This window comes from Lichenicoccus roseus (assembly GCF_005844085.1).
GTDB classification, from domain to species: Bacteria; Pseudomonadota; Alphaproteobacteria; order Acetobacterales; family Acetobacteraceae; genus Lichenicoccus; species Lichenicoccus roseus.
Map to the genome: position 1 here is coordinate 765,894 of NZ_VCDI01000002.1, position 22,737 is coordinate 788,630.

General features: G+C 69.7%; 23 protein-coding genes. 16 read left to right on the forward strand and 7 right to left on the reverse strand.

Annotation, left to right across the window (positions count from 1 at the left end; genetic code table 11):
• Positions 1-133 precede the first annotated feature (133 nt).
• The 4 genes from FE263_RS08865 to FE263_RS08880 all read left to right on the forward strand — a co-directional run bounded on the left by FE263_RS08865 (position 134) and on the right by FE263_RS08880 (position 5,973).
• Positions 134-2,773, forward strand: a complete 2,640-nt coding sequence (locus FE263_RS08865) for an ATP-binding cassette domain-containing protein (RefSeq protein WP_138325565.1) — start codon at positions 134-136, stop codon at positions 2,771-2,773.
• Positions 2,770-3,804 carry an ABC transporter permease gene (locus tag FE263_RS08870; RefSeq protein WP_205880311.1) on the forward strand — a complete coding sequence of 345 codons (1,035 nt, stop codon included), beginning with the start codon at positions 2,770-2,772 and terminating at the stop codon, positions 3,802-3,804. Before FE263_RS08865 ends, FE263_RS08870 begins: the two co-directional genes overlap by 4 nt.
• Positions 3,805-3,863: 59 nt before the next feature.
• The gene (locus tag FE263_RS08875) at positions 3,864-4,889 is read left to right on the forward strand and encodes a rhamnose ABC transporter substrate-binding protein (protein WP_205880312.1); all 1,026 of its coding nucleotides are present in this window, start codon (positions 3,864-3,866) and stop codon (positions 4,887-4,889) included.
• Between the two features lie 73 nt (positions 4,890-4,962).
• Positions 4,963-5,973, forward strand: coding sequence for a LacI family DNA-binding transcriptional regulator (locus tag FE263_RS08880; protein WP_138325735.1), 1,011 nt, complete (start codon positions 4,963-4,965; stop codon positions 5,971-5,973).
• A gap of 16 nt (positions 5,974-5,989) precedes the next feature.
• Here FE263_RS08880 and FE263_RS08885 read toward each other — a convergent pair whose 3' ends face one another.
• Both FE263_RS08885 and FE263_RS08890 read right to left on the reverse strand, forming a co-directional pair.
• Positions 5,990-6,739, reverse strand: a complete 750-nt coding sequence (locus tag FE263_RS08885; RefSeq protein ID WP_138325566.1) for a glucose 1-dehydrogenase — start codon at positions 6,737-6,739, stop codon at positions 5,990-5,992.
• Between the two features lie 62 nt (positions 6,740-6,801).
• Positions 6,802-7,401, reverse strand: a complete 600-nt coding sequence (locus FE263_RS08890) for a TetR/AcrR family transcriptional regulator (RefSeq protein WP_171034009.1) — start codon at positions 7,399-7,401, stop codon at positions 6,802-6,804.
• A 277-nt stretch (positions 7,402-7,678) separates the two neighbouring features.
• On the opposite strand from FE263_RS08890, the gene FE263_RS08895 reads away from it, so the two are divergent.
• Positions 7,679-11,566 carry a PAS domain S-box protein gene (locus FE263_RS08895; RefSeq protein ID WP_171034010.1) on the forward strand — a complete coding sequence of 1,296 codons (3,888 nt, stop codon included), beginning with the start codon at positions 7,679-7,681 and terminating at the stop codon, positions 11,564-11,566.
• A gap of 13 nt (positions 11,567-11,579) precedes the next feature.
• Positions 11,580-11,969, forward strand: coding sequence for a PAS domain-containing protein (locus FE263_RS08900; RefSeq protein ID WP_138325569.1), 390 nt, complete (start codon positions 11,580-11,582; stop codon positions 11,967-11,969).
• On the opposite strand, the gene FE263_RS08905 is transcribed toward FE263_RS08900, so the two are convergent.
• From FE263_RS08905 to FE263_RS08915, 3 genes are read right to left on the reverse strand one after another with little or no spacing between them, the layout of a single operon-like run.
• Positions 11,950-13,194, reverse strand: a complete 1,245-nt coding sequence (locus FE263_RS08905; protein ID WP_205880313.1) for an AMP-binding enzyme — start codon at positions 13,192-13,194, stop codon at positions 11,950-11,952. The two genes, FE263_RS08900 and FE263_RS08905, sit on opposite strands and share 20 nt — an antisense overlap.
• A gap of 17 nt (positions 13,195-13,211) precedes the next feature.
• Positions 13,212-14,066 (reverse strand): transglutaminase-like domain-containing protein, encoded by an 855-nt coding sequence (locus FE263_RS08910; protein WP_138325571.1) that lies wholly within the window; start codon positions 14,064-14,066, stop codon positions 13,212-13,214.
• An 18-nt stretch (positions 14,067-14,084) separates the two neighbouring features.
• Positions 14,085-15,098, reverse strand: a complete 1,014-nt coding sequence (locus FE263_RS08915) for a transglutaminase family protein (protein WP_138325572.1) — start codon at positions 15,096-15,098, stop codon at positions 14,085-14,087.
• Between the two features lie 249 nt (positions 15,099-15,347).
• Between FE263_RS08915 and FE263_RS08920 the strand changes: the two genes are divergently transcribed.
• The 10 genes from FE263_RS08920 (at position 15,348) to FE263_RS08965 (ending at position 22,215) form a co-directional block, all read left to right on the forward strand.
• Positions 15,348-16,142: an N-formylglutamate amidohydrolase gene (locus FE263_RS08920; RefSeq protein ID WP_138325736.1), complete on the forward strand. Its 795-nt coding sequence runs from the start codon at positions 15,348-15,350 to the stop codon at positions 16,140-16,142.
• Between the two features lie 10 nt (positions 16,143-16,152).
• Positions 16,153-17,019, forward strand: coding sequence for a shikimate dehydrogenase (locus tag FE263_RS08925; RefSeq protein WP_138325573.1), 867 nt, complete (start codon positions 16,153-16,155; stop codon positions 17,017-17,019).
• On the forward strand, positions 17,016-17,642 hold the full coding sequence (coaE, locus tag FE263_RS08930) for a dephospho-CoA kinase (protein WP_138325574.1): 627 nt from the start codon (positions 17,016-17,018) through the stop codon (positions 17,640-17,642). The genes FE263_RS08925 and coaE overlap by 4 nt, the downstream gene beginning before the upstream one ends.
• On the forward strand, positions 17,639-18,340 hold the full coding sequence (dnaQ, locus tag FE263_RS08935) for a DNA polymerase III subunit epsilon (RefSeq protein ID WP_138325575.1): 702 nt from the start codon (positions 17,639-17,641) through the stop codon (positions 18,338-18,340). Before coaE ends, dnaQ begins: the two co-directional genes overlap by 4 nt.
• Before the next feature lie 16 nt (positions 18,341-18,356).
• Positions 18,357-18,869, forward strand: a complete 513-nt coding sequence (locus FE263_RS08940) for a DUF2721 domain-containing protein (RefSeq protein WP_138325576.1) — start codon at positions 18,357-18,359, stop codon at positions 18,867-18,869.
• A gap of 98 nt (positions 18,870-18,967) precedes the next feature.
• Positions 18,968-19,285 (forward strand): hypothetical protein, encoded by a 318-nt coding sequence (locus tag FE263_RS08945; protein ID WP_138325577.1) that lies wholly within the window; start codon positions 18,968-18,970, stop codon positions 19,283-19,285.
• 54 nt (positions 19,286-19,339) lie between these two features.
• Complete coding sequence (locus FE263_RS08950; RefSeq protein WP_205880314.1) at positions 19,340-19,915, forward strand: sigma-70 family RNA polymerase sigma factor; 576 nt, start codon at positions 19,340-19,342, stop codon at positions 19,913-19,915.
• On the forward strand, positions 19,908-20,564 hold the full coding sequence (locus FE263_RS08955; protein WP_138325578.1) for an NrsF family protein: 657 nt from the start codon (positions 19,908-19,910) through the stop codon (positions 20,562-20,564). Before FE263_RS08950 ends, FE263_RS08955 begins: the two co-directional genes overlap by 8 nt.
• A 77-nt stretch (positions 20,565-20,641) precedes the next feature.
• Positions 20,642-21,739 carry an NAD(P)-dependent alcohol dehydrogenase gene (locus tag FE263_RS08960; RefSeq protein ID WP_138325579.1) on the forward strand — a complete coding sequence of 366 codons (1,098 nt, stop codon included), beginning with the start codon at positions 20,642-20,644 and terminating at the stop codon, positions 21,737-21,739.
• A gap of 32 nt (positions 21,740-21,771) precedes the next feature.
• A complete protein-coding gene (locus tag FE263_RS08965; protein WP_138325580.1) occupies positions 21,772-22,215 on the forward strand; it encodes a DMT family transporter in 444 nt (147 codons plus the stop codon).
• A gap of 30 nt (positions 22,216-22,245) precedes the next feature.
• On the opposite strand, the gene FE263_RS08970 is transcribed toward FE263_RS08965, so the two are convergent.
• Positions 22,246-22,587 (reverse strand): DUF1488 family protein, encoded by a 342-nt coding sequence (locus FE263_RS08970; RefSeq protein WP_138325581.1) that lies wholly within the window; start codon positions 22,585-22,587, stop codon positions 22,246-22,248.
• A gap of 12 nt (positions 22,588-22,599) precedes the next feature.
• Positions 22,600-22,734: a hypothetical protein gene (locus FE263_RS22795; RefSeq protein ID WP_276611177.1), complete on the reverse strand. Its 135-nt coding sequence runs from the start codon at positions 22,732-22,734 to the stop codon at positions 22,600-22,602.
• Between the last annotated feature and the right edge of the window lie 3 nt (positions 22,735-22,737).

Sequence of the window (22,737 nt, forward strand, 5' to 3'; positions counted from 1 at the left end):
CGCCAGATGCGCACGCCGGAACCAAGGCAAGCGCTTGCGCAAAGGCGTCGATAAGCACAGGCTTCCCTCGGGATGATCCGCCGATGGTCTGTTCAAGGGCCGGGACGTGGATCCTGGAGGGAACATGTCGGCCATGACCGATCATGCCGCCGAAGCTGCGGCGAAAGCCCCGCAGAGCCGCGCCGCCCTCGAACTGGTCAACGTGCGCAAGGTGTTCGGCGGCGTGGTGGCGCTGGCGCATGCGAGCTTTGCGCTGCGACCCGGCGAGGTCGTCGCCCTGCTGGGCGAGAACGGCGCCGGCAAAAGCACCTGCGTGAAGATGTTCGCCGGCGTGCATCGCCCCGACGAGGGCAGCGTGCGCCTCAACGGCGAGGACATCGTGCTGCGTTCGCCGCAGGACGCGCTGGCACGCGGCATCGCCATCATGCACCAGCATCCTGGATTGTTTCCCGATCTGTCGGTCGCGGAGAACATCGCCATCGGCCACATGCCGCGTTCGTCGCTGCACCTGCTGGATCGATCCCGCATCGATAGCGAGGCGGTGCGGCTGCTGCGCACCGTCGGTCTCCACTGCCCGCCCGACCGGACGCTGGGCCTGCTGCGCTCGTCCGAGCAGCAACTGGTCGAGATCGCCCGTGCGCTCGCCGTCGATGCGCAGGTGCTGATCATGGACGAGCCGACCGCCTCGCTGTCGCGTGGCGAGGTGGAGAAGCTGTTCGCGGTGGTGGATGACCTCCGTCGTCGCGGCGTCGCGATGATGTTCGTGGGCCATCGCATGGAGGAGGTGTATCGCGTCGCCGACCGCGTGGTGGTCCTGCGCGACGGCCGCCAGGTTGGCGAGGCCGCGGCGCACGCGCTCACCCCCGCCGCCGCCGTGCGGCTGATGGTCGGGCGCGAGATGCAGGACCTTTACCCGCCGCTCGATCCGCCGGCCGGTGCGGAGATCCTGCGTGTGGAGGGATTGTCGCGGCAGGGCGCCTTCTCGCATGTGTCGTTCAGCCTGCGCGGCGGCCAGGTGCTGGGCTTCGGCGGCCTGGTCGGCAGCGGTCGTACCGAGGTGGCGCGCGCGCTGTTCGGCATCGACCGGGCAAGCGTCGGGCGCATCGTCCTGGATGGCAACGAGGTGTCGTTCCGCAGCTCCGGCGAGGCGATGCGGGCCGGTATCGCCTATGTGTCCGAGGACCGGCTCGGCCAGAGCCTGGTGATGGATTTCTCCATCCTCGACAATGCCTCGCTGTCGGTGCTGCGCGAGGCGACGCGTGGCGGGATGGTCAATCGCGGCCGCGCACTGGCCCTGGTGGAGCGGCCGCTCGACCGCATGCGGCTGCGCTTCAGCAGCTACGACCAGGCGGTGAGCACGCTGTCGGGCGGCAACCAGCAGAAGGTGGTGCTGGCCAAGTGGCTGGCGACCAACCCGCGCGTGCTGATCCTGGACGAGCCGACCCAGGGTATCGACATCAACGCCAAGGGCGAGGTCCATGCCATCATCGCCGACCTGGCCCGGCACGGCATGGCGATCATCCTGATCTCGTCGGACATGCCCGAGCTCCTCGGCATGTGCCACGACATCGCGGTGTTCCGCGAAGGCCACCTGAGCGCCATCATGCCGCGCGCGCAGGCGACCCAGGAGGCGGTACTGCTCGCCGCCACCGATGCCGGCCACGAGTCGCCGGCTGCGGTCGAGGCCGACATCGAGGCAACCGGTGCGATCGAGGCCGCCCGTGCCGATCCTCAGGTGCGGCCGCCGGCATCGAAGCGGCACTGGCTGCTGCGTCGCGAGCTCGGGCTGCTCGCCGCGGTGGCGGCTGTGGTGATCCCGGCCGCAATCATCAATCCGCGCCTGCTGTCGCTGGCCAATATCGATGCAGTGGCGATGGATCTCGCGCTGCTGATGATCGTCTCCGCCGGCATGATGCTGGTGATGATCACCCGCAACATCGACCTTTCGGTGGCGTCCACCATCGGCCTGTCGGCATACATCGCCGCAGACGTGCTCCGCCTGGCGCCTGGTCTTGGCGTCGTCGGCGGCGTGCTGGTCGCCTGCGCCGTGGGCACGCTGTGCGGCATCGGCAACGGGCTGGTGGTGGCGTTCGGCCGGGTGCCGTCCATCGTGGTCACGCTCGGCACGCTGTCGCTGTATCGCGGCCTCAACTCCATGATCGCCGGCGGTCGCCAGATCAGCTCCGAGCAGGTGCCGCAATCCTGGCTGGACATGACCGGCGGCCATCTGTTCGGCGTGCCGGTGATCCTGTTGCTGGCGGCGGTGGTGATGACGCTGCTTGGCACCGGCCTGCGGCTCACCGAGCCGGGCCGCGAGCTGTTCGCGGTAGGCTCCAATCCTGACGGCGCGCGGCTGATCGGCATCCGGCGCGAGCGGCTGGTGCTGCTCGCCTTCGCCGCCTCCGGCATGCTGGCCGGGCTGGATGGGGCGCTGTGGGCGTCGCGCTATGCGGTGGTCGATGCGCGCGTCGCCACCGGCTACGAACTGACCGTCGTGGCCGCGGTGGTGGTCGGCGGCACCGCCATACGCGGGGGCGTCGGGACCGTGACCGGGGTCGTGCTCGGCGCGCTGTTGCTGCTGGCGATCCAGAACGGACTGACCCTGGTGCGGGTCAATCCGCTCTGGTTGTCCGGGGTCTATGGCCTGGTCATCGTCATGGCGATCGCGCTCGACGCCTTCGTGTCGCGCCGCGCGACGAGGTCGCAGACCGGACGCATCGCGCGCGGGCCAACATCCGGACCCAACACGGCCAGCGCGGGAGCGGCCTCGTGAACGCCCCCGTATCGCGTCCGGCCGGCACACGCCCACCGTCCGCGGGCCTGCGCCGGCTGGCGACCTGGGATAGCTGCCTCGGCGCGGTGACGGTGCTGGCGCTGGCGCTTGCCGCGATGCTGGTGCCGCGTTTCGCGACGGCCTTCAACCTGTCGCAGGCGATTGCGGTGGTGTCGGAAAAGGCCCTGATCGTGCTGCCGATGGCGCTGCTGATGATCGTGCGCGAGATCGACCTCTCGGTCGCCAGCATCCTGGCGCTGACCAGCTGCATCCTCGGCGCTCTGCTGCAGGCCGGCTGGCCGCTGGTGGCTGCGATCCCGGTGGTGCTGCTCGCCGGCGCCGCCTGCGGCGCGCTGAATGGCTGGCTGGTGACCCGCCTCGGCCTCGCGTCCCTGCTGGTGACGCTCGGCACCATGGGGCTGTTCCGCGGCCTCGGCTACGTGCTCCTCGGCGCGGACTCGGTCAACGAACTGCCCGATGCACTCACCAACTTCGGCATCGATCCGCTCATCACAAGCGTGCTGCCACAGACCATCCTGCCGTTCCTGTTGCTGGCGCCGGTCTTTGCGGTGGTTCTGCACCTGACCGCGACCGGCCGGCGCATCTATGCCGTCGGCGGAAGCCCGGAGGTGGCGCGCTATTCCGGCATCGACAGCAATCGCCTCAAGCTCGGGCTGTTCGTGCTGTCGGGGGTGATCTGTGCCCTGGCCGGCATCGTGTTCACCGCGCGGCTGTCGAATGCACGGGCCAACAATGCCCAGGGCTTCGAGCTCGAGATCATCACCATGGCGCTGCTCGGCGGCATCAACGTGTTCGGCGGCCGCGGCGCGCTGTCCGGGGTGATCTGGGCGGTGATCCTGGTGGCGCTGCTGCGCGACGTGCTCGGCCTCGAGGGCGTCGGTGGCGACGCCCAGGGCATATCCATAGGGCTGCTGCTCATCCTGTCGCTGCTGCTCAGCGGCGTTGCACAGTCGCGGCTCAGAGCCACCCGGGACCGGCAGCGCAGTCCCGCGGTCCCGGCGCCGCCCTGACCGGGGGCATCGCCTAACCCTGTAACCATGATCAACAAGGTCGAGGAAACCACCATCTCATGTTCAAGCTCCCGTTCCGGACCATGATCCTCGGCGGGGTCGCGGCAGCGGCCCTGGCCACCGCAGCTGCGGTTTCGTCGCCGGCCGTCGCCGCCGAGTGCCGCAAGGGGCCGGTCACCGTCGGCTATATCCCCAAGCTCGACACCGATCCGTTCTTCCAGTCCGCCAACACCGGCGCGCAGCAGGCCCAGAAGGAGATCGGCGGCAAGATCCTGCTGCAGGCACCGTCCGAGGCGACCGCCGAGGCGCAGATCGCCTTCATCAACAACATGGTCACCCAGGGCGTCGACGTGATCGCCATCTCCGGCAACGACGCCAATGCGGTGGCCCCCGCGTTGCGTCGCGCAGAGGCGCAGAACATCTGGGTGATCGCCTACGATTCCGACGTGGCGCCCAAGGCCCGCTCTCTGTTCGTCAATCAGGCGAAGTCGGAATTGCTTGGCGAGGGCATGCTCGAGAGCCTCGGCCGCGCCATCGGTTATGAGGGCGAGTTCGCCATCCTGTCCTCCACGCCGACCGCGACCAACCAGAACAAGTGGATCGCGAACATGAAGCACACCATCGCGACCGATCCGAAGTTCGCGAAGATGAAGCTGGTGCAGGTCGCCTACGGCCAGGAGAGCGAGCAGATCAACCAGCAGCAGACGCTGGCGCTGGTGCAGGCGTTCCCGCAGCTCAAGGGCATCATCGTTCCCGCCGGCATCGGCCTGCCCGCCGCAGCCCGGGCGCTCGACCAGGCCGGACTGCTCGGCAAGATCAAGCTGTCCGGCCTGGGCCCGGTCAGCCTGCTGCGGAAATACATCCGCAACGGCTCCGTGCAGGACGTGTGGTGGAGCGTGCCGGACCTCGGCTACCTTTCGTACTACGCGGCGCAGGGTTTGGCGCGGTGCAAGTTCAAGGCGGAGCCCGGCGCGACCTTCACCGCCGGCCATCTCGGCCAGTACACCGTCGGCACGGACACCATCGTCCTACTAGGTCCACCGAAGGTGGCGACGCCGGAGAATGTCGACAGCTTCGCGTTCTGACCGGCCCGGATTGCAAGACGAAGGCGGACCATCGGAGCCGGCTTCGCAGCAAAGGATGCGTGCGGTGACCACGATGATGGACGTGGCCCGGCATGCCGGGGTCGCGGTCTCCACGGTCTCGCACGTGGTCAACGGCACGCGGGTGGTGCAGTCGCGCACCCGCACCGCCGTGCTGGCTGCGATCGCCGCAACGGGGTACGTACCCAACACGCTGGCCCGCTCGCTCGCTCGCAGCGGCGCACGCACCCACACGCTCGGGGTCGCCCTGTCGGCGGTGGCGAACCCGTATTTCGTCGAAATGGTGCAGTCGATCGTGCGCGCCTGCAGCGAACGCGCCTTGACGGTGTTCCTGGCCGACACCGGCGAGGACCCGTCGCAGGAACTCGATGTCGTGCGATCCCTGCACCAGCGCCAGGTGGACGGTATCCTGCTGGCTCCAGCGGGAGTTCAGGCGCCCTGGCGTTCGCTGGATTATCTCGCCGCGGCGCGGGTACCGACGGTCCTGGTGGACCGGTTGGTCAGTCCGAGCGCGGGCGAGGCGGGCGGCTTCAGCCAGGTCGGTGTCGACAACGAGGCGGGGATCCGGCTGCTGGTCGAGCACCTGCGCGGTCTCGGCCATGGTCGTCTCGGCATGGTCGCAGGCCAGCCCGGGGTCGCCACCACGACGGAGCGTGTCGCGGCGTTCCGGCGACTGGCGGGGGCATCCTCGGACATCGCCGAGCCGGCCAGCGCCGACTTGCCCGCTGCGCGCGCCGCCGCGAGGCGGCTGCTCTCGTCGCGCACCCGCCCGACGGCGGTGATCGCCGGCAACAACCGGTCTATGATCGGGCTGATGCAGGCGGTGCGGGATGCCGGCCTGGCAGTGCCGGAACAGCTTGCCGTGGCCGGCTTCGACGATTTCGAGTGGGCCGACTGCTTCGATCCGCGCCTGACCCTGGTCGCGCAGCCGGTGGAGGAGATTGGCTGCCATGCGCTTTGCCTGATGGAGGCGGTGATCGCCGATCCGACGGTCACCGCCTGCACCCTACAGCTGCCGCCGCGCCTGATGGTGCGCGCCTCATGCGGCGCGCGCGACGGCTCTTGAGCGGGATGGGAGCGGATCAGCCGGCCAGCATGCCGCCATCGATGGCCAGGCTCTGTCCGGTGATGAACGGCGCCTTGTCCGAGGCGAGGAACAGGATGGCCTGCGCGACTTCCTCGACATTGCCCAACCTGCCCGTCGGGACCAGCGAGGTCATGAAGGTCTTGCCGTCCTCGCTGCCGCCGGTGAAGCGGTTCAGCATGTCGGTGACGATCGGCCCCGGCGCGATCGCATTCACGCGCACGCCCGATTTCGCGGCTTCCAGCGCGGCGCTGCGGGTCAGCCCCTCGACGGCGTGCTTGCTGGCGACATAGACCGAGGCGTTCGGAAACCCGACCGATCCCGCGACCGAGGAGACGTTGACGATGTTGCCGTGGCCCCGCGGCAGCATGACGCGCAGCTGGTGCTTCAGGCTGAGCAGCACGCCAAGGACGTTGGTGTCGAAGATCGCCGTGTAATTCTCGACCGTCTGCCCGGTGATCGGGCCGCCCGTGCCCTCGGTGCCTGCATTGTTCACGGCGACGTCGAGACGTTCGAATCGTGCGACGGTCTGGTCGACCAGCGCCCGCACGTCGTCCTCGTGGCGCACATCGGCCTGGATGAACTCCGCCTCCACGCCCAGATCGCGCAGCTCGGCGGCCAGCGCCAGGCCGGCCTCCCGCCTGCGTCCGGAGACGACGATCTGCGCCTTTTCGTGCGCGTAGGCGAAGGCGGTGGCGCGACCGATGCCGGTCAGTGCCCCGGTGATCAGGACAACCTGGCTGCTCATGGGATGCATTCCTTGCCGGCGGCCGGGGATCGGCCGCCCGAGCCCCAATATGGACGTCCGTATTAATGCAGCAAGTGGTCGTTCGCCGGAGCGGGGGACGTCAGGATGGTGGCCAGCAGCAGGCGGTCGATCCCGCGCAGCGGTGCCGGATCCTGCGTGACCCGCGCCAGCAGGCTGGCGCCCTGGATGGAGGCGAGCAGGAAGCCGGCGACGTCGTCGTGGTCGAGGCCGGGCCGCAGCATGCCGGCCTGGCCGGCGGCATGCAGGCAGGCGGCGAGGGCAGTGCGGGTCTCCGCGAACGCCGACGCCACCCGCTGGCGGATAGGCTCGCTCTGCTCGCAGCCGCCGGCCGCGAAGTTGCCCAGCAGGCAGCCGTCGCAGGAGCCACCGGCCGCGCCCGCGACCCAGTTGCGCAGCCGCCGGTCCGGCGGCAGCCCCGCATTGTTCAGCGTCTCGTCGTTGAAGGTGCGGATACCGTGGCAGTAGAGGTCGATGACCTCGAGTCCGAAGGCTTCCTTGGACGCGAAGTGGTTGGTGAAGGAGCCTTGCGGGACGCCGGCGGCCTGCACTATGTCGCGCACGCTGGCGCTGGCGAAGCCGCGCTGGTGCATCAGGCGCAGGCCTTCCGTCAGGATCTTCTCTCTGTTCGAGCTTCTGGCCATAGCGCGAATATGGTCGTCCATAGTAGGGCGGCAAGGCGCCGGCCCCGACCATGCCGCGGTCACGGTTGAACGTTAAATCCATAGTAAAATCCAGGCACAGTGCGATGGGCGTTGCTATCGCAATGCGTTAGTGGCTTTGCTTCCGCAGCGCCGGAAGACGGTGCGGATGCACGGATCGATACACGCCACGCCGGCCAGGATGGTCGAGTGCCGGCTCTAATCAATGAATGCGACCGAATTAACGGTTCGGCAGATCCAGAGGTTGGGGCAGGTAAGGATGGCGCGAGGCGCATACCGCTCCGACGATGCTTCATGGTCCGGCGAACTGGACTTCCACGCTCTCGCCGAGACGCTGCCGACCCTGATCTTCGTGACCGACGCAGCCGGCCGCTGCCTCTATACCAACCGGCGCTTCCAGGATTTCACCGGCCAGGGTGCCCCGGCGCTGCTCGGCGATCGCTGGCTCGACGTCGTGCATCCGGACGATCGCGTCCGCACCATGCAGAATTGGTCAGTCTCGGTTGCGACCGCCGAGCCCTATGAAAGCGAATACCGCTTCCGCTCCGCCGACGGCGATCATCGCTGGTTCCTGGTACGTGGCGCGGCGGTGCGCGAGCAAGGCCGCATCGTCCGGTGGGTCGGCAACTGCAGCGACATCGACGACAGCAAGCAGGCCCAGACCAACAGCCGCGTGCAGCATGCACAGGTGGCGGCGGCGCTGTCGGCCAGCGAGGCGCGGTTCCGCACCATCTTCCACTCGATGTTCAACTTCGCAGGCCTGCTCTGCCTCGACGGCACGCTGCTCGAAGTCAACGACGCGGCGCTCGCGTTCGGGGGTTTACAGGGCAGCGAGGTGATCGGACGCAAGTTCTGGGACACGCCCTGGTGGGATGTCGGCCAGGCGGAGCGCGACCGGTTGCGCGACGCCGTCGCCAGCGCTGCCGCGGGCAGCTTCATCCACTACGAGGCCCGGGTGCGCTCGGCCGACGGTCGGATCGCGGTCATCGATTTCTCCATTACGCCGGTCCGCGCCGACGACGGCCGCGTCGTCGAGTTGATCCCGGAGGGCAGGGACCTCACGGAGGCGAAGCGCGCCGAACAGCACCTGCGTCGGAGCGAACAGCGCCTGCGGTCCGCCTTCGAGGCGGCGGCGATCGGCATGGCGCGCATCGACCTGCACACCGCGCGCTGGATCGAGGTGAACGACACGCTCTGCGCCATGCTCGGCTACGGCCGCGACGAGCTGATGGCGCTGGCCTGCACTGCGATCTCGGAGCCGGTGCAGTACGACCCCGGATCGCTGGCCCGGATGGCGGAAGGCCGGCTGGCGCATTTCCGCACCGAGAAGCGCTACCGGCACAAGGCCGGGCAGACTGTCTGGGCCGCCCTCACGGTGACGCTGGTGCGTGACGCCGCCGGCGAGCCCGACTTCGCACTGGCCATCATCGAGGACATCACCGAGCAGCGCCGGCAGGCGGTGATGCTCGCGGAAGCGGACGAGCGCAGGAGCTTCCTGCTCGCCCTGGCCGACCGGCTGCGTCCGCTCGGCGACCCGGTCGCGGTGATGGCGACCGCCGCCGAGATGCTGGGCCGCCATCTTCGTGTGGCCCAGGTCGGCTACAGCGAGATCGACGCCGCACAGATGCATGCGGTGATCGACCGCGACTGGAACGATGGCCGCCTCGCCAGCGTCGCCGGCACCCTGCGCCTCGACGATTACGGGCCGCGCATCATCGCCGATCTCAAGCGCGGTGCGACGCTGGCGATCGCCGACGTGCGCGCGGACGGCCGGACCAATGCGCCCGAGGTGGCGGCGGCCTTCGACCGTATCGGCGTGCGCGCGCTTCTCGATGTCCCCCTGGTCAAGCAGGGACGGCTGCTGGCGGTGCTGTTCGTGCACCATTGCGACCAGCGGACCTGGACGCGGGCAGAACACCAGCTGGTCGAGGAAGTCTGCGAGCGCACCTGGGCGGCAGCCGGCCAGGCACGCGCGGAGGCGGCCGCAGCGGCCAGCGGTGCGCGCTTCCGCTCGATCATCGATGCGATTCCGCAGATGGTCTGGTCGGCGCGACCGGACGGCAGCCATGATTTCTACAACCGGCGCTGGTACGAGTTCACCGGCATGCGCGACGGCGCCACCGAGGGCGCCGGCTGGAACGGCATGTTCCATCCGGACGACCAGGCAAGGGCCTGGGCGCACTGGCGCGACTGCCTGCTCACCGGCGCGACGTTCGAGATCGAGTACCGGCTGCGCCATCACGGCGGCGCCTATCGGTGGGTGCTCGGCCGTGCGTTGCCGATCCGGGAGGACGACGAGTTTGGACCGTCCGGGCCCGGCAAAATCGTGCGCTGGATCGGCACCTGTACCGATCTGCAGGGGGTGATCGAGGCGCGTGAGGCGCTGGCTGCCGGACGCCGGGAGCTTGAGCGCCGGATCGCCGACAGTACCGACGAGCTGCGCCGGTTGAACGCGAAGCTGCTGATCGAGATGGAGCGGCGCGAGCGGGTGCAGGCGGCGCTGGTGAACAGCCAGAAGCTCGAGGCGCTGGGCCAGCTCACGGCCGGCATCTCGCACGACTTCAACAACGTGATCGCGGCGATCTCCGGTGCGTTCTCGGTGATCGAGCGCCGCTGCGACGATCCGCGCATACGCGAGATCACCGCACATGGCGTCAAGGCGGCCTGGCGCGGTGCCGCCCTTGTCAGGCAGATGCTGATGTTCGCGCACCAGCAGGTGCTCGAACCGCGCACCATCAGGTTGTGCATGCTGTTCGAGGAGGTCGAGCCGCTGCTGCGCCGTTCGGTCGGCGAGGGGGTGGTGCTGACCATCGCCTGCGCCGCCGACCTGCCGTCGGTGCGCGTCGATCCGGTGCAGCTGGAGACCGCGCTGATCAATCTCGTGGTGAATGCGAACGACGCCATGCAGGGCAGCGGCAGGCTCGCGATCACGGCTGCCCGCTGCCCGGTCGATCAGGTGCTGCGCCCGGCGGAGCTGCAGGATTGCGACGCGGTCACCATCGAGCTCGCCGACGATGGCCCCGGCATCCCGCCGGACGTGCTGCAGCGGGTGACGGAGCCGTTCTTCACGACCAAGGGCGCCGGCAAGGGGACCGGCCTCGGGCTCGCCATGGTGCACGGCTTCCTGCGCCAGTCCGGCGGTGCGCTGCGCATCGCCGGCCAGGTCGGCACCGGGACGAGGATCATGCTGCACCTGCCCAGCGCAGCGGGCGAGGCGGAGGGCGTGGCGATGAAGCCTGATGATCGCGTGGCGCCGGACCAGCGGCTGCATGGCGGCGCGCGGCTGCTGCTGGTCGAAGACGACGACGCGGTGCGCGGTGTTCTCGCCGCCCAGCTTGCCGATCTCGGCTACGTGGTGATCGAGGCCGCCGATGGCGACGCGGCGGTGCAGCTGGCCGAAGCCGGGCCGCCGTTCGACGCGGCGATCGTGGACGTGATCATGCCCGGCATGGATGGACGCAGCCTTGCGGAGATCATCCGCCGCTCCCGACCGTCGCTGCCGGTGCTGTTCATGACCGGTCATGCCGACCGGGCCAGGCTTGCCAGCGAGACCGTGATCGAGAAGCCGTTTGCCCCCGCCCAGCTGGCCGACCGCATGCTCGACGTGCTCGGGCGGCGCCGGCCATTGGCCAGTCTAAACAAGGAGGGGCTCGGCCTGCAGCGGCTCGACCAGGAGGGGCTCGACCGTCTCGACCGCCGGCTGCGCTCGGATGCGCTCAGGCCGCTGTTCCGGCACTGGCGCGCCGCCTGCGCCGGCAACCGGCTGCCGGGCTTCGCCGCGTTCGACGTCGCCACCGGCGATACCGCGCGTACGCTGGTCCTGCTGAAGGTAGACCTCACGCAGCTTCCGATGACCTTCAAGGTCGAGAAGATGCCGGCCCAGTTCGCCAGGCTCTCGCTGAAGACGCTGGAGGGCATGGATGTCGCGGTGACCGGCGACGAGGCGCTCGGCTCGCGCGAGGCGGCCTACCGGCGCTGTGTCCGTCTGTGCCGGCCGAGCTACGAATATGCCCGCTTCGATCTCGGCGAGGGCCGGCCAGTGGTGTTCGAGCGGCTGCTGCTGCCGTTCAGCGACGACGGCGTGATCGTCGACCGGCTCGTTGCGATGGTGGTCGTGGACGGCATGCCGACCGAGCTTGGCGAGTAGGACTGGACACCGCATGGGACATGATCGTGAGCCGGCACGTTTCGACATGCCGAATGTGGTCGCTGCCGTCGAGGCGATGACCCAGGGAGAGATCGATGCGTTGCCGTTCGGCGCGGTGCGGCTCGATGCTTCCGGCACCGTGACATCGTACAGCGCGACTGAGCGGCAGGAATCGCGTTCCGGCGATCGCGCCCGCGTCGGCCGCAACTTCTTCACCGAGGTTGCGCCCTGCCTCGACACACCGGGCTTCCGCGGCCGGGTCGATGCGGCGCATGCACGCGGCCACCTCGATATCGAATTCAACTATGTCTACGATTTTCCGGAGGGTGAGCGGGAGGTGACCGTTCGCGTGCTGCCGGCGTCGGATGGCGGCTACTGGATGTTCAGCCGCTGGGAGACCTGACCGGGGCCGTTTCCGGGTCGTCGATGGTCCAGTCGGCGGCCTTGCCCATGGTGGTGGACGGAAGCACCGGCCCGAACCGCCACGCACGTGGCTGATCGGCGGACGACAGGGTTGCCGCCAGCGCCTCCAGGGCATCGCGCAGGGCTGCGAGGTCGGTGACATGCGCCGCCGGCACGACGAAGGCCTTCAGGCGGCGGCCCTCGACCTCGTTCATCAACCGGACCGTGGCCGCAGCCACGTCGGGATGCCGGCACAGCAGGTCGCGCACGCGATCAGGCCAGACATTGACGCCGCCGACCTGCACCGCGCCGTCGTGCCTGGCACGGACGCGATAGGCGCGCGGGCCACACCAGTCGACGCGGTCAGGCATGGCGGTGGCGGTGTCCGATCCGGGGCGGCCCAGGCGATCGTCGGACAGCCGGCGCCAGTGCGCGAACAGGCTGTACGGCGCCGCCGGATCGTCGCGCCAGCCGAGGCCGGCGGTCTCCGACGCGCCATGGATCTCCAGCAGCCGGTGCAGCCCGGCCGCGGTCAGTGCCCGGGCGGTCCCGGCGGGGCAGGGTGCGGTCGAGGTCACGCCGGTCACGCGGGGTGGCCAGCCCGCTGGCGCGCCGCGGGCGATTGCGCTCCAGAGTTCGGGATAGGCGACGATCAGGTCACCGGGACGGCAGCAGGCGGCAACGGCACCCGGCGAGAGCGGCCGGATGTCCAGTACCGGCACGTCGAGGCGGGACGGCAGCAGGACGGTGAACAGGAAGCCGTAGATGTGGTGGGCCGGCACCGCCGACAGGATGCGGGCGATGCGGGTCCCCGGTGTCGCCCCGAGAAGGGCGGCATGCTCGTCGCTCTCCGCCTCGAGGTCGGCCAGGGCGTGGGTGCAGGAGCGTGGCGCACCGGTGCTGCCGGAGGTGCTGAAGCTCAGTCGCGCGTGGACGCGGTCCAACGCGGCGCGGGCTGCGTCGCACCAGGCCCCGAACCCGGGCGCCGACTGCATGCTGTCGACCAGGCCGCTCTCGTGCATGTGCAGCAGGGCGGACACCGCGGCTGCGAGCGCGATGCGGTCCAGGCTGTCGAAGCCGAGCGTTTCCATGGCGGTCTCGCGCGGCCAGGGACCGGGCGGCAGCCGCAGCGAGACCCTGAGCCGCCTTCCCTCGGCGGCGATCAGGTCGCAGAGCACCCTGGCGAGCGCATCGTCGCTCTGCCACCAGCCGGAACGCGGTTGCAATCCGGCTGACATCGGGGTCAGGCGCCGGCGGTCCCACTGATCGGGGCGTCGGCACCCGCGACATCGCCGGTCTGCTCGTAGGTGATCACCTCGAAGCCCGCGAGCCAGGCGCTGCCGAACGCCGTCGAGATGGCGACGTCGGTGGCGTCGCGGCCGCGCGCCATCAGCAGGCGGCCGATTCGTGGCTTGTTGTGGCGCGCGTCGCAGGTGATCCAGCGTCCGCCGAGATAGACGTCGAACCAGGCGGAGAAATCCATCGGGTTCTCGTCCAGCGGCACGCCGATGTCTCCCAGGTAGCCGGTGCAGTAGCGCGCCGGGATGTTCATGCAGCGGCACAGGGTGACGGCGAGATGGGCGTAGTCGCGGCACACGCCCTGGCGCTCCATGAACGCCTCGTGCGCGGTGCGGGTGGAGCGGGCGTACTCGTAGCCGAAGGTGATGCGCTCGTGGGTGTAGTCGAGGATCGCCTTGACGCGGGCCCAGCCGGGCGCGATCTGGCCGAACAGCGACCAGGCGGTGTCGGAGAGCCGGTCGGTCTCGCAGTAGCGGCTGCCGAGCAGGTAGACCAGCACATCGGATGGCAGCTCCTCGACCGCCACCTGCTGCGCTTCGGGCGCGGTCGGGTCGGGCTCGCCGCTATCGTAGATGGTGAACTGGTTGGTGATGCGGAGCAGGCCCGGCGGCGCCACCACCCGCGTGCAGATGTTGCCGAAACCGTCGGTGTAGTCGGTTGCCGGCACCGGCGGGTCGAACATCAGGCTGTGCGGCGTGCGCAGGTCGGCATGGCGGCTCGGATGCAGGTTGAGCATGAGCAGCAGGGGCGTCGGAACCGGTGCGTTGAAGGCAATGTCGAATCCGGCGCGGATGAGCATGGGTCGTTCTCGCTTCTTTCAGAAAGGTGCGGCGTAGCTGTTGTCCCGGCGGCGATCGAGCGGATCGCGGCCGGCGGTGGCGAGCATCGGCGCAGAGCCGTCGCGGTCGCGCAACTGCACCACCGTGCCGTCCTGGCTGCCGCCGTCTTCGCGTCCGGGGTCCACCCGGCCGACATGGACCGAGACCGTCATCCCGAGGCTGTCGGCAGGAAACCCGGTCCAGGTCCCGGCGAGCGGCACCGCCTGCCGCGGCTCGCGCACGCTGGCCACTCGGATCAGGTCGCGCGATCCGACGATGCCGTTGGTCGGGTCGAAATCGACCCAGCCGCACCCCGGAACGAACACCTCGACCCAGGCGTGGGTGGCACCGCCGCCCTGGTTCACGCGGCCTTCGGACGCCGGCGAATAGATGTAGCCGGTGACGAAGCGCGAGGCCATGCCCAGCGCCCGCACCGCCTCCATCATCAGCACCGCGTAGTCGCGGCAGGTGCCGGCCTGCAGGGCGAGCGTGCGGGCGGGGTCCTGCACGCCCTCCTCGTAGCGGGCGCAGTAGGTGAAGTCGTGCTTGATCGCGCGCGTCATCGCCATCAGCACGTCGAGCGTGGCGCCGGTGCGGCTTTCCGGCAGCAGGCTGCGTGCCCAGGCGTCGACCCGGTGCTCGGGATCGGGATAGTGCCGCTCCATCACCCGGGCGAGGTCGATCATGTCGTCGAGGTCGTAGGTGAATGGCCAGTGGCGGGCGTAGGGGGCGACCTGCGCGGGGTCCAGCAGGGTCTCGGCATGATCCACCACCAGCCGGTTCTCGACGCGCAGCTCGCGTCCCCGGCGGTTGAAGCCGGCAAGGGTGATGACGTTGCCGAACGCGTCCGGCACCGAGCGCAGCAGCGACGGTTCCGGCGAGATCTCGACGTGCCAGGACACCAGCCGCTGGTCGACGCAGTCGCGCGGCCGGAACATCATCCGGTGCTCGCCAAAGCCAACCGGTCGGCGGTATCGGTAGGTCGTGACATGCTGGACAGACAGAACCGGCATGAAGATCCTTCTCCCGGGGGACGGCCTTGGCCAGGGTCCCGGCGTATGACCTGGATGAGCGAGTGGCTTGAACGAAAGAGCGGCCGGAGCAAGCGGGTGGCCTGGCGGAAGCCGGGTCTTCTGCGCGGGGCCGTCCTTTTGGCGGCATTGCAGGAACCGGCGACATGATCGGATGCGACCAGGGTGAGTGATAAGAACACGGTGCAAGATCACGGCCAAACCAAATCGGCCCACCCTGCCGGACAGTACCTGCTGCAGGCGGACGATCCGCCGCCGGTCACGGTGCTGCGCGAAAACTCGCCATCGCCGTTCGTGCTGGCCTCCGACCATGCCGGCCGGGCGATCCCCGGCCGACTCGGCGATCTCGGTGTCGGCATCGCCGATCTCGGCCGGCATATCGCCTGGGATATCGGCATCGCCGGCACCGGCCTGCGCCTGAGCGAGGCGCTCGAGGCGCCACTGGTCGCGCAGTCCTACTCACGCCTGGTGATCGACTGCAACCGGCGGCCGGGCCATCCTTCCTCGATCCCGCAGGCGAGCGACGGGACCGCGATCCCGGCAAACCGCGACATGCCGGCCTTGCAACGCGGTGCGCGCGAGGCCGAGATCTTCGCGCCTTATCACGCGTGCCTCGCCGGCCTGCTCGAACGCCGCCTGATGCTCGGGTTGCCCACCGTGCTGGTGGCGCTGCACAGCTTCACGCCACAGCTCGGCCGGCCGGATCGCCCGGCGCCGGGGGGCACCGCGCCGCGTCCGTGGCATGTCGGCCTGCTGCACAACCACGATCCGCGCTTCGCCCTGATCCTGCGCGACCTGCTGCGCGACGAGGGCGACCTGGTGGTCGGCGACAACGAGCCCTACCAGCTGTCGGACGAGGACGACTACACGGTGCCGGTGCACGGCGAGCGGCGCGGCCTGCCGCAGGTCGAGATCGAGATACGCCAGGACCTGATCGGCGACGCGGCGGGCGAGGCGGCCTGGGCGGCCCGGTTCGCGCGCCTGCTGCCGCTGGCCTGGGCGCGCTACCGGCAGGACAATCCGTGAGTGCGGGTCGATGATCACCGGCGCGGCACGCCTCGCCGGCGTGGTCGGGTTCCCGGTCGCGCAGTCCCGCTCGCCGCTGCTGCATAATTTCTGGCTCGCCCGGCATGGTCTCGACGGCGCCTACCTGCCGCTGGCGGTGCCGCCCGATCGGCTGGAGACCGCCATACGCGGCCTGCAGGCGGCGGGCTTTGCCGGCCTCAACGTCACCGTGCCGCACAAGCAGGCGGTGGCAGCGCTGTGCGACGGGCTGGACGCGGCGGCGACACTTACCGGCAGCGTCAACACGCTGGTGTTCGGCGCCGATGGGCGCTGTCTCGGGAGCAGCACCGATGGTGCCGGCTTCCTCGCCAGTCTGCAGGCCGCCGGGATCGACCTCGCGATGGCGGCCGCGACCGGTCCGGCGCTGCTGCTCGGCGCCGGCGGCGCGGCACTGGCGATCGCCGCTGCCCTGCTCGGGCGCGGTATGCCGGTGCTGGTGGCAAACCGCACCCGGGCACGCAGCGACGCGCTCGCCGCCCGTCTGCCGGCACCGGCGGGCCGCGTCGCGGTGATCGACTGGGAGAGCTGGCCGGACCGGCTCGGCGAGGCTGGCCTGCTGGTCAACACCACCTCGCTGGGCATGGCGGGCCAACCCGCGCTGCCCGCCGACCTGTCGCGCGCGAGCGACCGTCTGGTGGTGGCAGACATCGTCTACGTGCCGGCCGAGACGGCGCTGCTGGCGGCAGCGCGCGCACGCGGCCTGGCGGCCGTCGGCGGCCTGGGGATGCTGCTGCACCAGGCAGTGCCCGGCTTCTCGGCCTGGTTCGGCACGACGCCGGTTGTCGATGACGAGGTGACGGCCCTGCTTGCGGAGAGTGTCGGGAGACCGGCTGGTTGAAGGTGATCGGCCTGACCGGCGGCATCGGCATGGGCAAGTCGACTGCGGCAAAGGCGCTCCGCCGGGCCGGGCTGCCGGTGTTCGACGCCGACCGCGAGGTGCACCGGCTGCAGGCGCCGGGCGGCGCCGCGGTGCCGGCGATCGCGGCCCTGGTGCCGGCTTCGGTGAAGGACGGCCGCATCGACCGTGCCGTGCTGCGCGCCGCCGTCATCGCCGATCCCTCGCTGTTCAAGGCGCTCGAGCAGATCATGCACCCGATGGTGCGGGCGGCGCAGCGGCGCTTCCTGGCCCGCGCCCGCTCGCAGGCCCGGGCCGGCGGCGCACGGTTCGCGGTGCTGGACATCCCGCTGCTGTTCGAGCGTGGCGGCTGGCGCGGCTGCGATGTGGTCGTGGTGGTGTCGGCGCCGGCGGCGACGCAGATCCGCCGCATCAGCAACCGCCGCGGCATGAGCGAGAGCGAGGCGCGCTCGCTGATCGCCCGGCAGATGCCGGATGCCGAGAAGCGCCGGCGTGCCGACGTGGTGATACGGACCGGCTTGTCGCGCTGGCACAGCCTGCGGCAGATCAGGCGCATGCTGGCGCGGCTCAGGCGCGAGTCGGGTGCAACGCAGGGGGCGACATGAGGCGGGCGGTGCTGTTCGATACCGAGACCACGGGTCTGGATCCCCGCACCGGCGACCGCGTCATCGAGATCGCGGCCGTCGAGCTGATCGACGACCTGCCGACCGGGCGGCACTACCACGTGCTGCTCGACCCGGAGCGCGACGTCCCGGAGGAGGCCTCGCGCGTGCACGGCTATACCCGTGCCCATCTGGTCGGACAGCCGAAGTTCGCCGCCGTGGTCGACGAATTCCTGGCCTTCGTCGGCGAGGATCCACTGGTCGCACACAACGCGCCGTTCGATTTCGGCTTCCTCGACGCCGAGATGGCGCGGCTCGAGCTGCCGCCGCTCGAGCGGGCGCGCATGGTGGATACGCTGGAGCTGGCGCGTGAGCGGTTCCCCGGCCTGCCGAACAGCCTCGACAGCCTGTGCCGCCGCTACGGGATCGACCTGTCCGAGCGCACCACCCACAATGCCCTGCTCGATTGCCGGCTGCTGGCGCAGGTCTATCTCGAGCTTATGGGTGGCCGGCAGCGCGGCCTGGCGCTGGCCATCGAGGAGGGTGGCGGCCTTGCTTCGGTGACCTACCAGCCGGTGGCAGGGCGTCGCCCACGGCTGCTGGTAGCCGACGCCCAGGCGGCTCAGGCGCATGCCGCCTTCGTGGCGACGCTGAAGGACGCGCTATGGCTGCGCGCCGAGCCGATCCACGCTCCGGCCTGATCCGGGCTACCGCCCGATGGTATTCCCGTTCACCGCCATGGTCGCCAACCAGTCGGTCGACGACGTCGCGCATATCATCCAGGTCGCGCTGACGCCGGTCTTCATGCTGTCGGGCATCGGCACCTTGCTGAACCTGTTCAACACCCGGCTGGCCCGCGTCTCGGATCATCTGGAAGCCATCGCCGAACACCAGGACGGCCTGCGGGCCGGGCCCGATCCGGCGGATGCCGCGGCGCCGGCGATGCTGCTCCGGCACTCGCGCCGGCTGCACCAGCGGGTGGTGATGCTCGACATGTCGATCGGCCTTGGCGCGGTAGGCGGCGCGGCTACGTGCGGAGCGGCGCTTGTGCTGTTCCTTGGCAGCCTGCGCAATGCCGGGGCGGGCTCCTGGCTGGTGCTGTTGTTCGGCGTGGCCCTGGTCTGCACGATGGGCGCGCTCGCCGCCTTCATCGGCGACAGCCTGCTGGCATGGCACGGCCTGCGCATGGAAGGGCCGCTGCCCAGGTCCGGATCCGGCCACGCGAAGTAGCGACGGAGGCATATTTCCGCGAGATCGTAACCCTGGCCGCACCGCCACGTAATGTTGAGGTCACTGTAGATGGACCGGGCACCCTCCCGGAGATTGTCATGAAGAAGACTTTGTTGATCGCGTCGGCGATGCTGGCGACGGCAGGAGTTGCCGCGGCTCCTGCGCGGGCCCAGAGCAACGCCATGAGCTCGCCCAACTCGATGAGCTCGCCAAACGCAATGCAGCCGTCGCCGAACGCGCTGCCGGCGGCGCCCGGCTCGAGCGCAAGCACCGCGACGGCCACCATGGCCCCGAACTCCATGGCCCCGAATGCAATGAGCCCGGGAACCATGCCGAACGGGACCACCCCGGTCGTCCCGCCGCCCGGCATGGCGCGTGGCGGCATGGCGCCGAACACGATGGCGCCGCACCAATAGCCTCAGGCCCGTCTGCTGCTATGCTTCACCGATGAGTGTAGCGGCACGACAGGCGTGACTGGCCAGGTCCCGGACGAGCAGGGTCTGGCGGACCGCATGGGTGCGGCACTCGGAGGCGATGCGGACGCCTACCGCCGCCTGCTGCATGAATGCGTGCCGCTCATCATCGGCGTAGCCCGGTCGCAAGGGGTCGCCCAGAGTCTGATCGATGATGCCGTGCAAGAGACGCTGCTGACGCTGCACCAGGCCAGGGCGACCTACGATCCGTCCCGTCCGTTCCTGCCCTGGATGCGCGCCATTGCCCGGCACCGGGCGATCGACGTGCTGCGCCGGAGCGGGCGCGAGCAGTCGCGCGAACTGCACGACCATCCAGCCTATGAGTTGCAGGCGGATCCGGCGCCACCGGCGGTCGCGCTGATCGAGCGGCGGCAGCAGCGGCAGACCCTGCGGGCGATGATCGACCGCCTGCCTGCCGGCCAGCGCCAGGCGGTCGAGCAACTCGGCCTGGCGGAGCGGTCGCTCGAGGAGGCGTCACGCATCACCGGCCGCAGCAAGGGGGCGTTGAAGGTCAACTTCCATCGGGCACTGGCGGCCTTGCGGCGCCGTTCGGGGACCGGCCCGGATGTCTGAGACGCGGCTGCACGATCCCCTGATCGACGCCCTGGCGCAGGACCTGTCGCCGGTGCGGCCGCTGCCCGGCCCGGTGCGGCGTGCCTGCCTGTGGATCGCCGTGGTCTGCCTGCTGGGGATCGGGTTGGCCGGCTTCGCCGACCTCGACCGGATGTGGGCCCGGCTGACCGCCACCCCCGATATGACCCTCGCCGCCATCGGCGCCGCAGGATGCGCGATCCTGGCTGCGATCGCCGCCTTCATCAGCAGCGTTCCCGGGCGCTCGCCCTGGTGGGCCGCACTCCCGCTGCCGGCGGCCGCGCTGTGGATCGGCGCCAGCGGACTGGGTTGCCTGCGCACCGACCTGCTGCCGGACAGCATGGTCGAGCCGCCGAGCGACGGCATGCACTGCCTCGTCTTCATCGTCTCGTTCTCGCTGCCGCTCTCCGCGCTGCTGGTGCTGATGCTGCGTCGTGCCTGCCCGCTGCGGCCGGACCTGAGCGCGCTGCTGATCGGGCTCGCTTCCGCCTCGGCGGCTGCCACGCTGCTCAACCTGTTCCACCCGTTCGACGCCGCCGCCACCGACCTCGCGGTGCACGCCCTGGCGGTCGGGCTGGTGATCCTGCTCAACCGCATCCTGGGCGGCCGCCTGCTCGGGGTCGCCTCGTAGGCCGGCATCGCCAGAGCGTGTTCGATCTTCCCGGGATCGCCGGCGTTGCCTCGCCTCATCCAGCGAGGCGCACCATCATGATCCAGGCAACCGGCTATGCCGCCAAACACTCCTTCAGCCGCCTCAGGCCGCTCAGCTTCGAGCGTGACGATCCGAAGGCGGGCGAGGTCGAGATCGAGATCCTCTATTGCGGCGTCTGCCACTCCGACATCCACCAGGTGAAGAACGAGTGGGGCAACACGGTCTATCCTTGCATGCCGGGGCACGAGATCGTCGGTCGGGTCAGGCGTGCCGGGGCCTCGGTCTCCCGTCACCAGGTGGGCGACATGGTCGGCGTGGGCTGCATGATCGACAGCTGCCGCCATTGCGAGCCGTGCGAGGCCGGCGAGCAGAACTACTGCGAGGGACCGAACAGCTGGCTTGCCACCTACAACGGCCCGATGATGCCGGCCAAGATGTCGCCGACCGGCGAGAACAGCTACGGCCGCGACAACACCTATGGCGGCTATTCCGACGTGATCGTGGTGCCGGAGGATTTCGTGCTGGCGATCCCGGACGGCCTGCGTCCGGAGGTGGCGGCGCCGATCCTGTGCGCCGGCGTGACCACGTACTCGCCGCTGCGGCACTGGGGCGTCAAGCAAGGTGACAAGGTCGGCATCATCGGCTTCGGCGGGCTTGGCGACATGGCCGCCAAGCTGGCCCGCGCCATGGGCGCCGAGGTGACCATCTTCACCCGCAGCGAGGAGAAGCTGTCCGAGGCCGCCCGGCTTGGTGCCACCGCCGTGCTGGAAGGCGACCAGGCGGCATTCACGGCGCTCAAGGGCAGCTTCGACTTCATCCTGAGTACGGTGCCGGAGAAGCACGACCTCAACCCGTTCGTGACGCTGCTCAAGCGCGACAAGACGATCGCGGTGGTGGGCGCGCTCGAGCCGCTGGCGCCGGTGAACAACCAGCAGCGCGCGATGCACCGCACCAGCATCGCGGGCTCGATCATCGGCAGCATCGCCGAAACCCAGGAGGTGCTGGACTTCTGCGCCGAGCACGGCATCGGGCCGGACATCGAGCTCATCGCCATCCAGGACATCAACGACGCCTACAAGAAGGTCCTGAGCGGCGACGTGCGCTTCCGCTACGTCATCGACATGGCGTCGTTGAAACTCGAGGAGGCCGCTTGACCGCGCGCGCGATCTGACCTGGACTTCGGTCCATGCAGATCGCGCTCTATGCGTTCCCGGTGCTGGCCGGCGTGCTGAACGCCATCCATTCCGGGACCAACGCCCAGCTCACCACCAGCATGTCGCGGCCGTGGTGGGCCGCGGTTTTCGTCTGCGCGGTATCCGGGATCGCCATCCTGCCCGGCGTGCTTATCAGCAGGGAGAGCCTGCCGTCGCTGGCCAGTATCGCCGGCACCCCCTGGTGGGCCTGGGTGGGCACGGTGATCGCCGCGGTGCCGGTGATCACCACCCTGCTGTTCGCGGGCAGGCTCGGCGGGGCGGCGTTCAATGGCCTGGTGGTGACCTCGACCATCGTGACATCGATCCTGCTCGACCATTACGGCCTGCTGGGCTTCTCGGTCCACTCGGCCAATATCTGGCGGATCGTCGGCGCGATCACGATGATCGGTGGCCTTACGCTTGTGTGCGCTTTCTGACCAAAAGGTTCAGGCGGCTGACCGGAAGGTTCAGGCGGCGACTGCCGGATCCGGCGCACGCCTGCCGAGGCTGCCATAGACCGGCACGCCCGCGGCCGGCGGCACCAGCCGCAAGTCACGGCTGGACAGCACGAGGCGGCCGCTGAAGTCTGCCGGCATCGAGGTCAGCTTCAGCCTCGCGGCAGCCTCGATCAACATGCGGAAGCGGTCGAACGAACGTCGCCGGAGGCTCATGCTGGATTCGGCCTCGAGGCTCGATACCGCCTCCAGTGCCTCGTCCGACACGTTGCAGGTGATCAGGTGGATGCCGTTCCTGACCTGGAACCAGACCAGGTCCGGGTCGAGCGGCTTGGTGACGCTGCGGGCTGCCATGCGTGCGGTCCTTTACTTGCCGGCGCTCTTGGACGGGAGCGGACGCACCGCCTTGCTCTGGATGAAGGTCGAGGGCGGGGCGACCGCGACCTTGGTGGCCTTCGGCTTCTTGGTCTCGCGGTTGCCGCGCTTCTGTCCTTTGGCCATGGA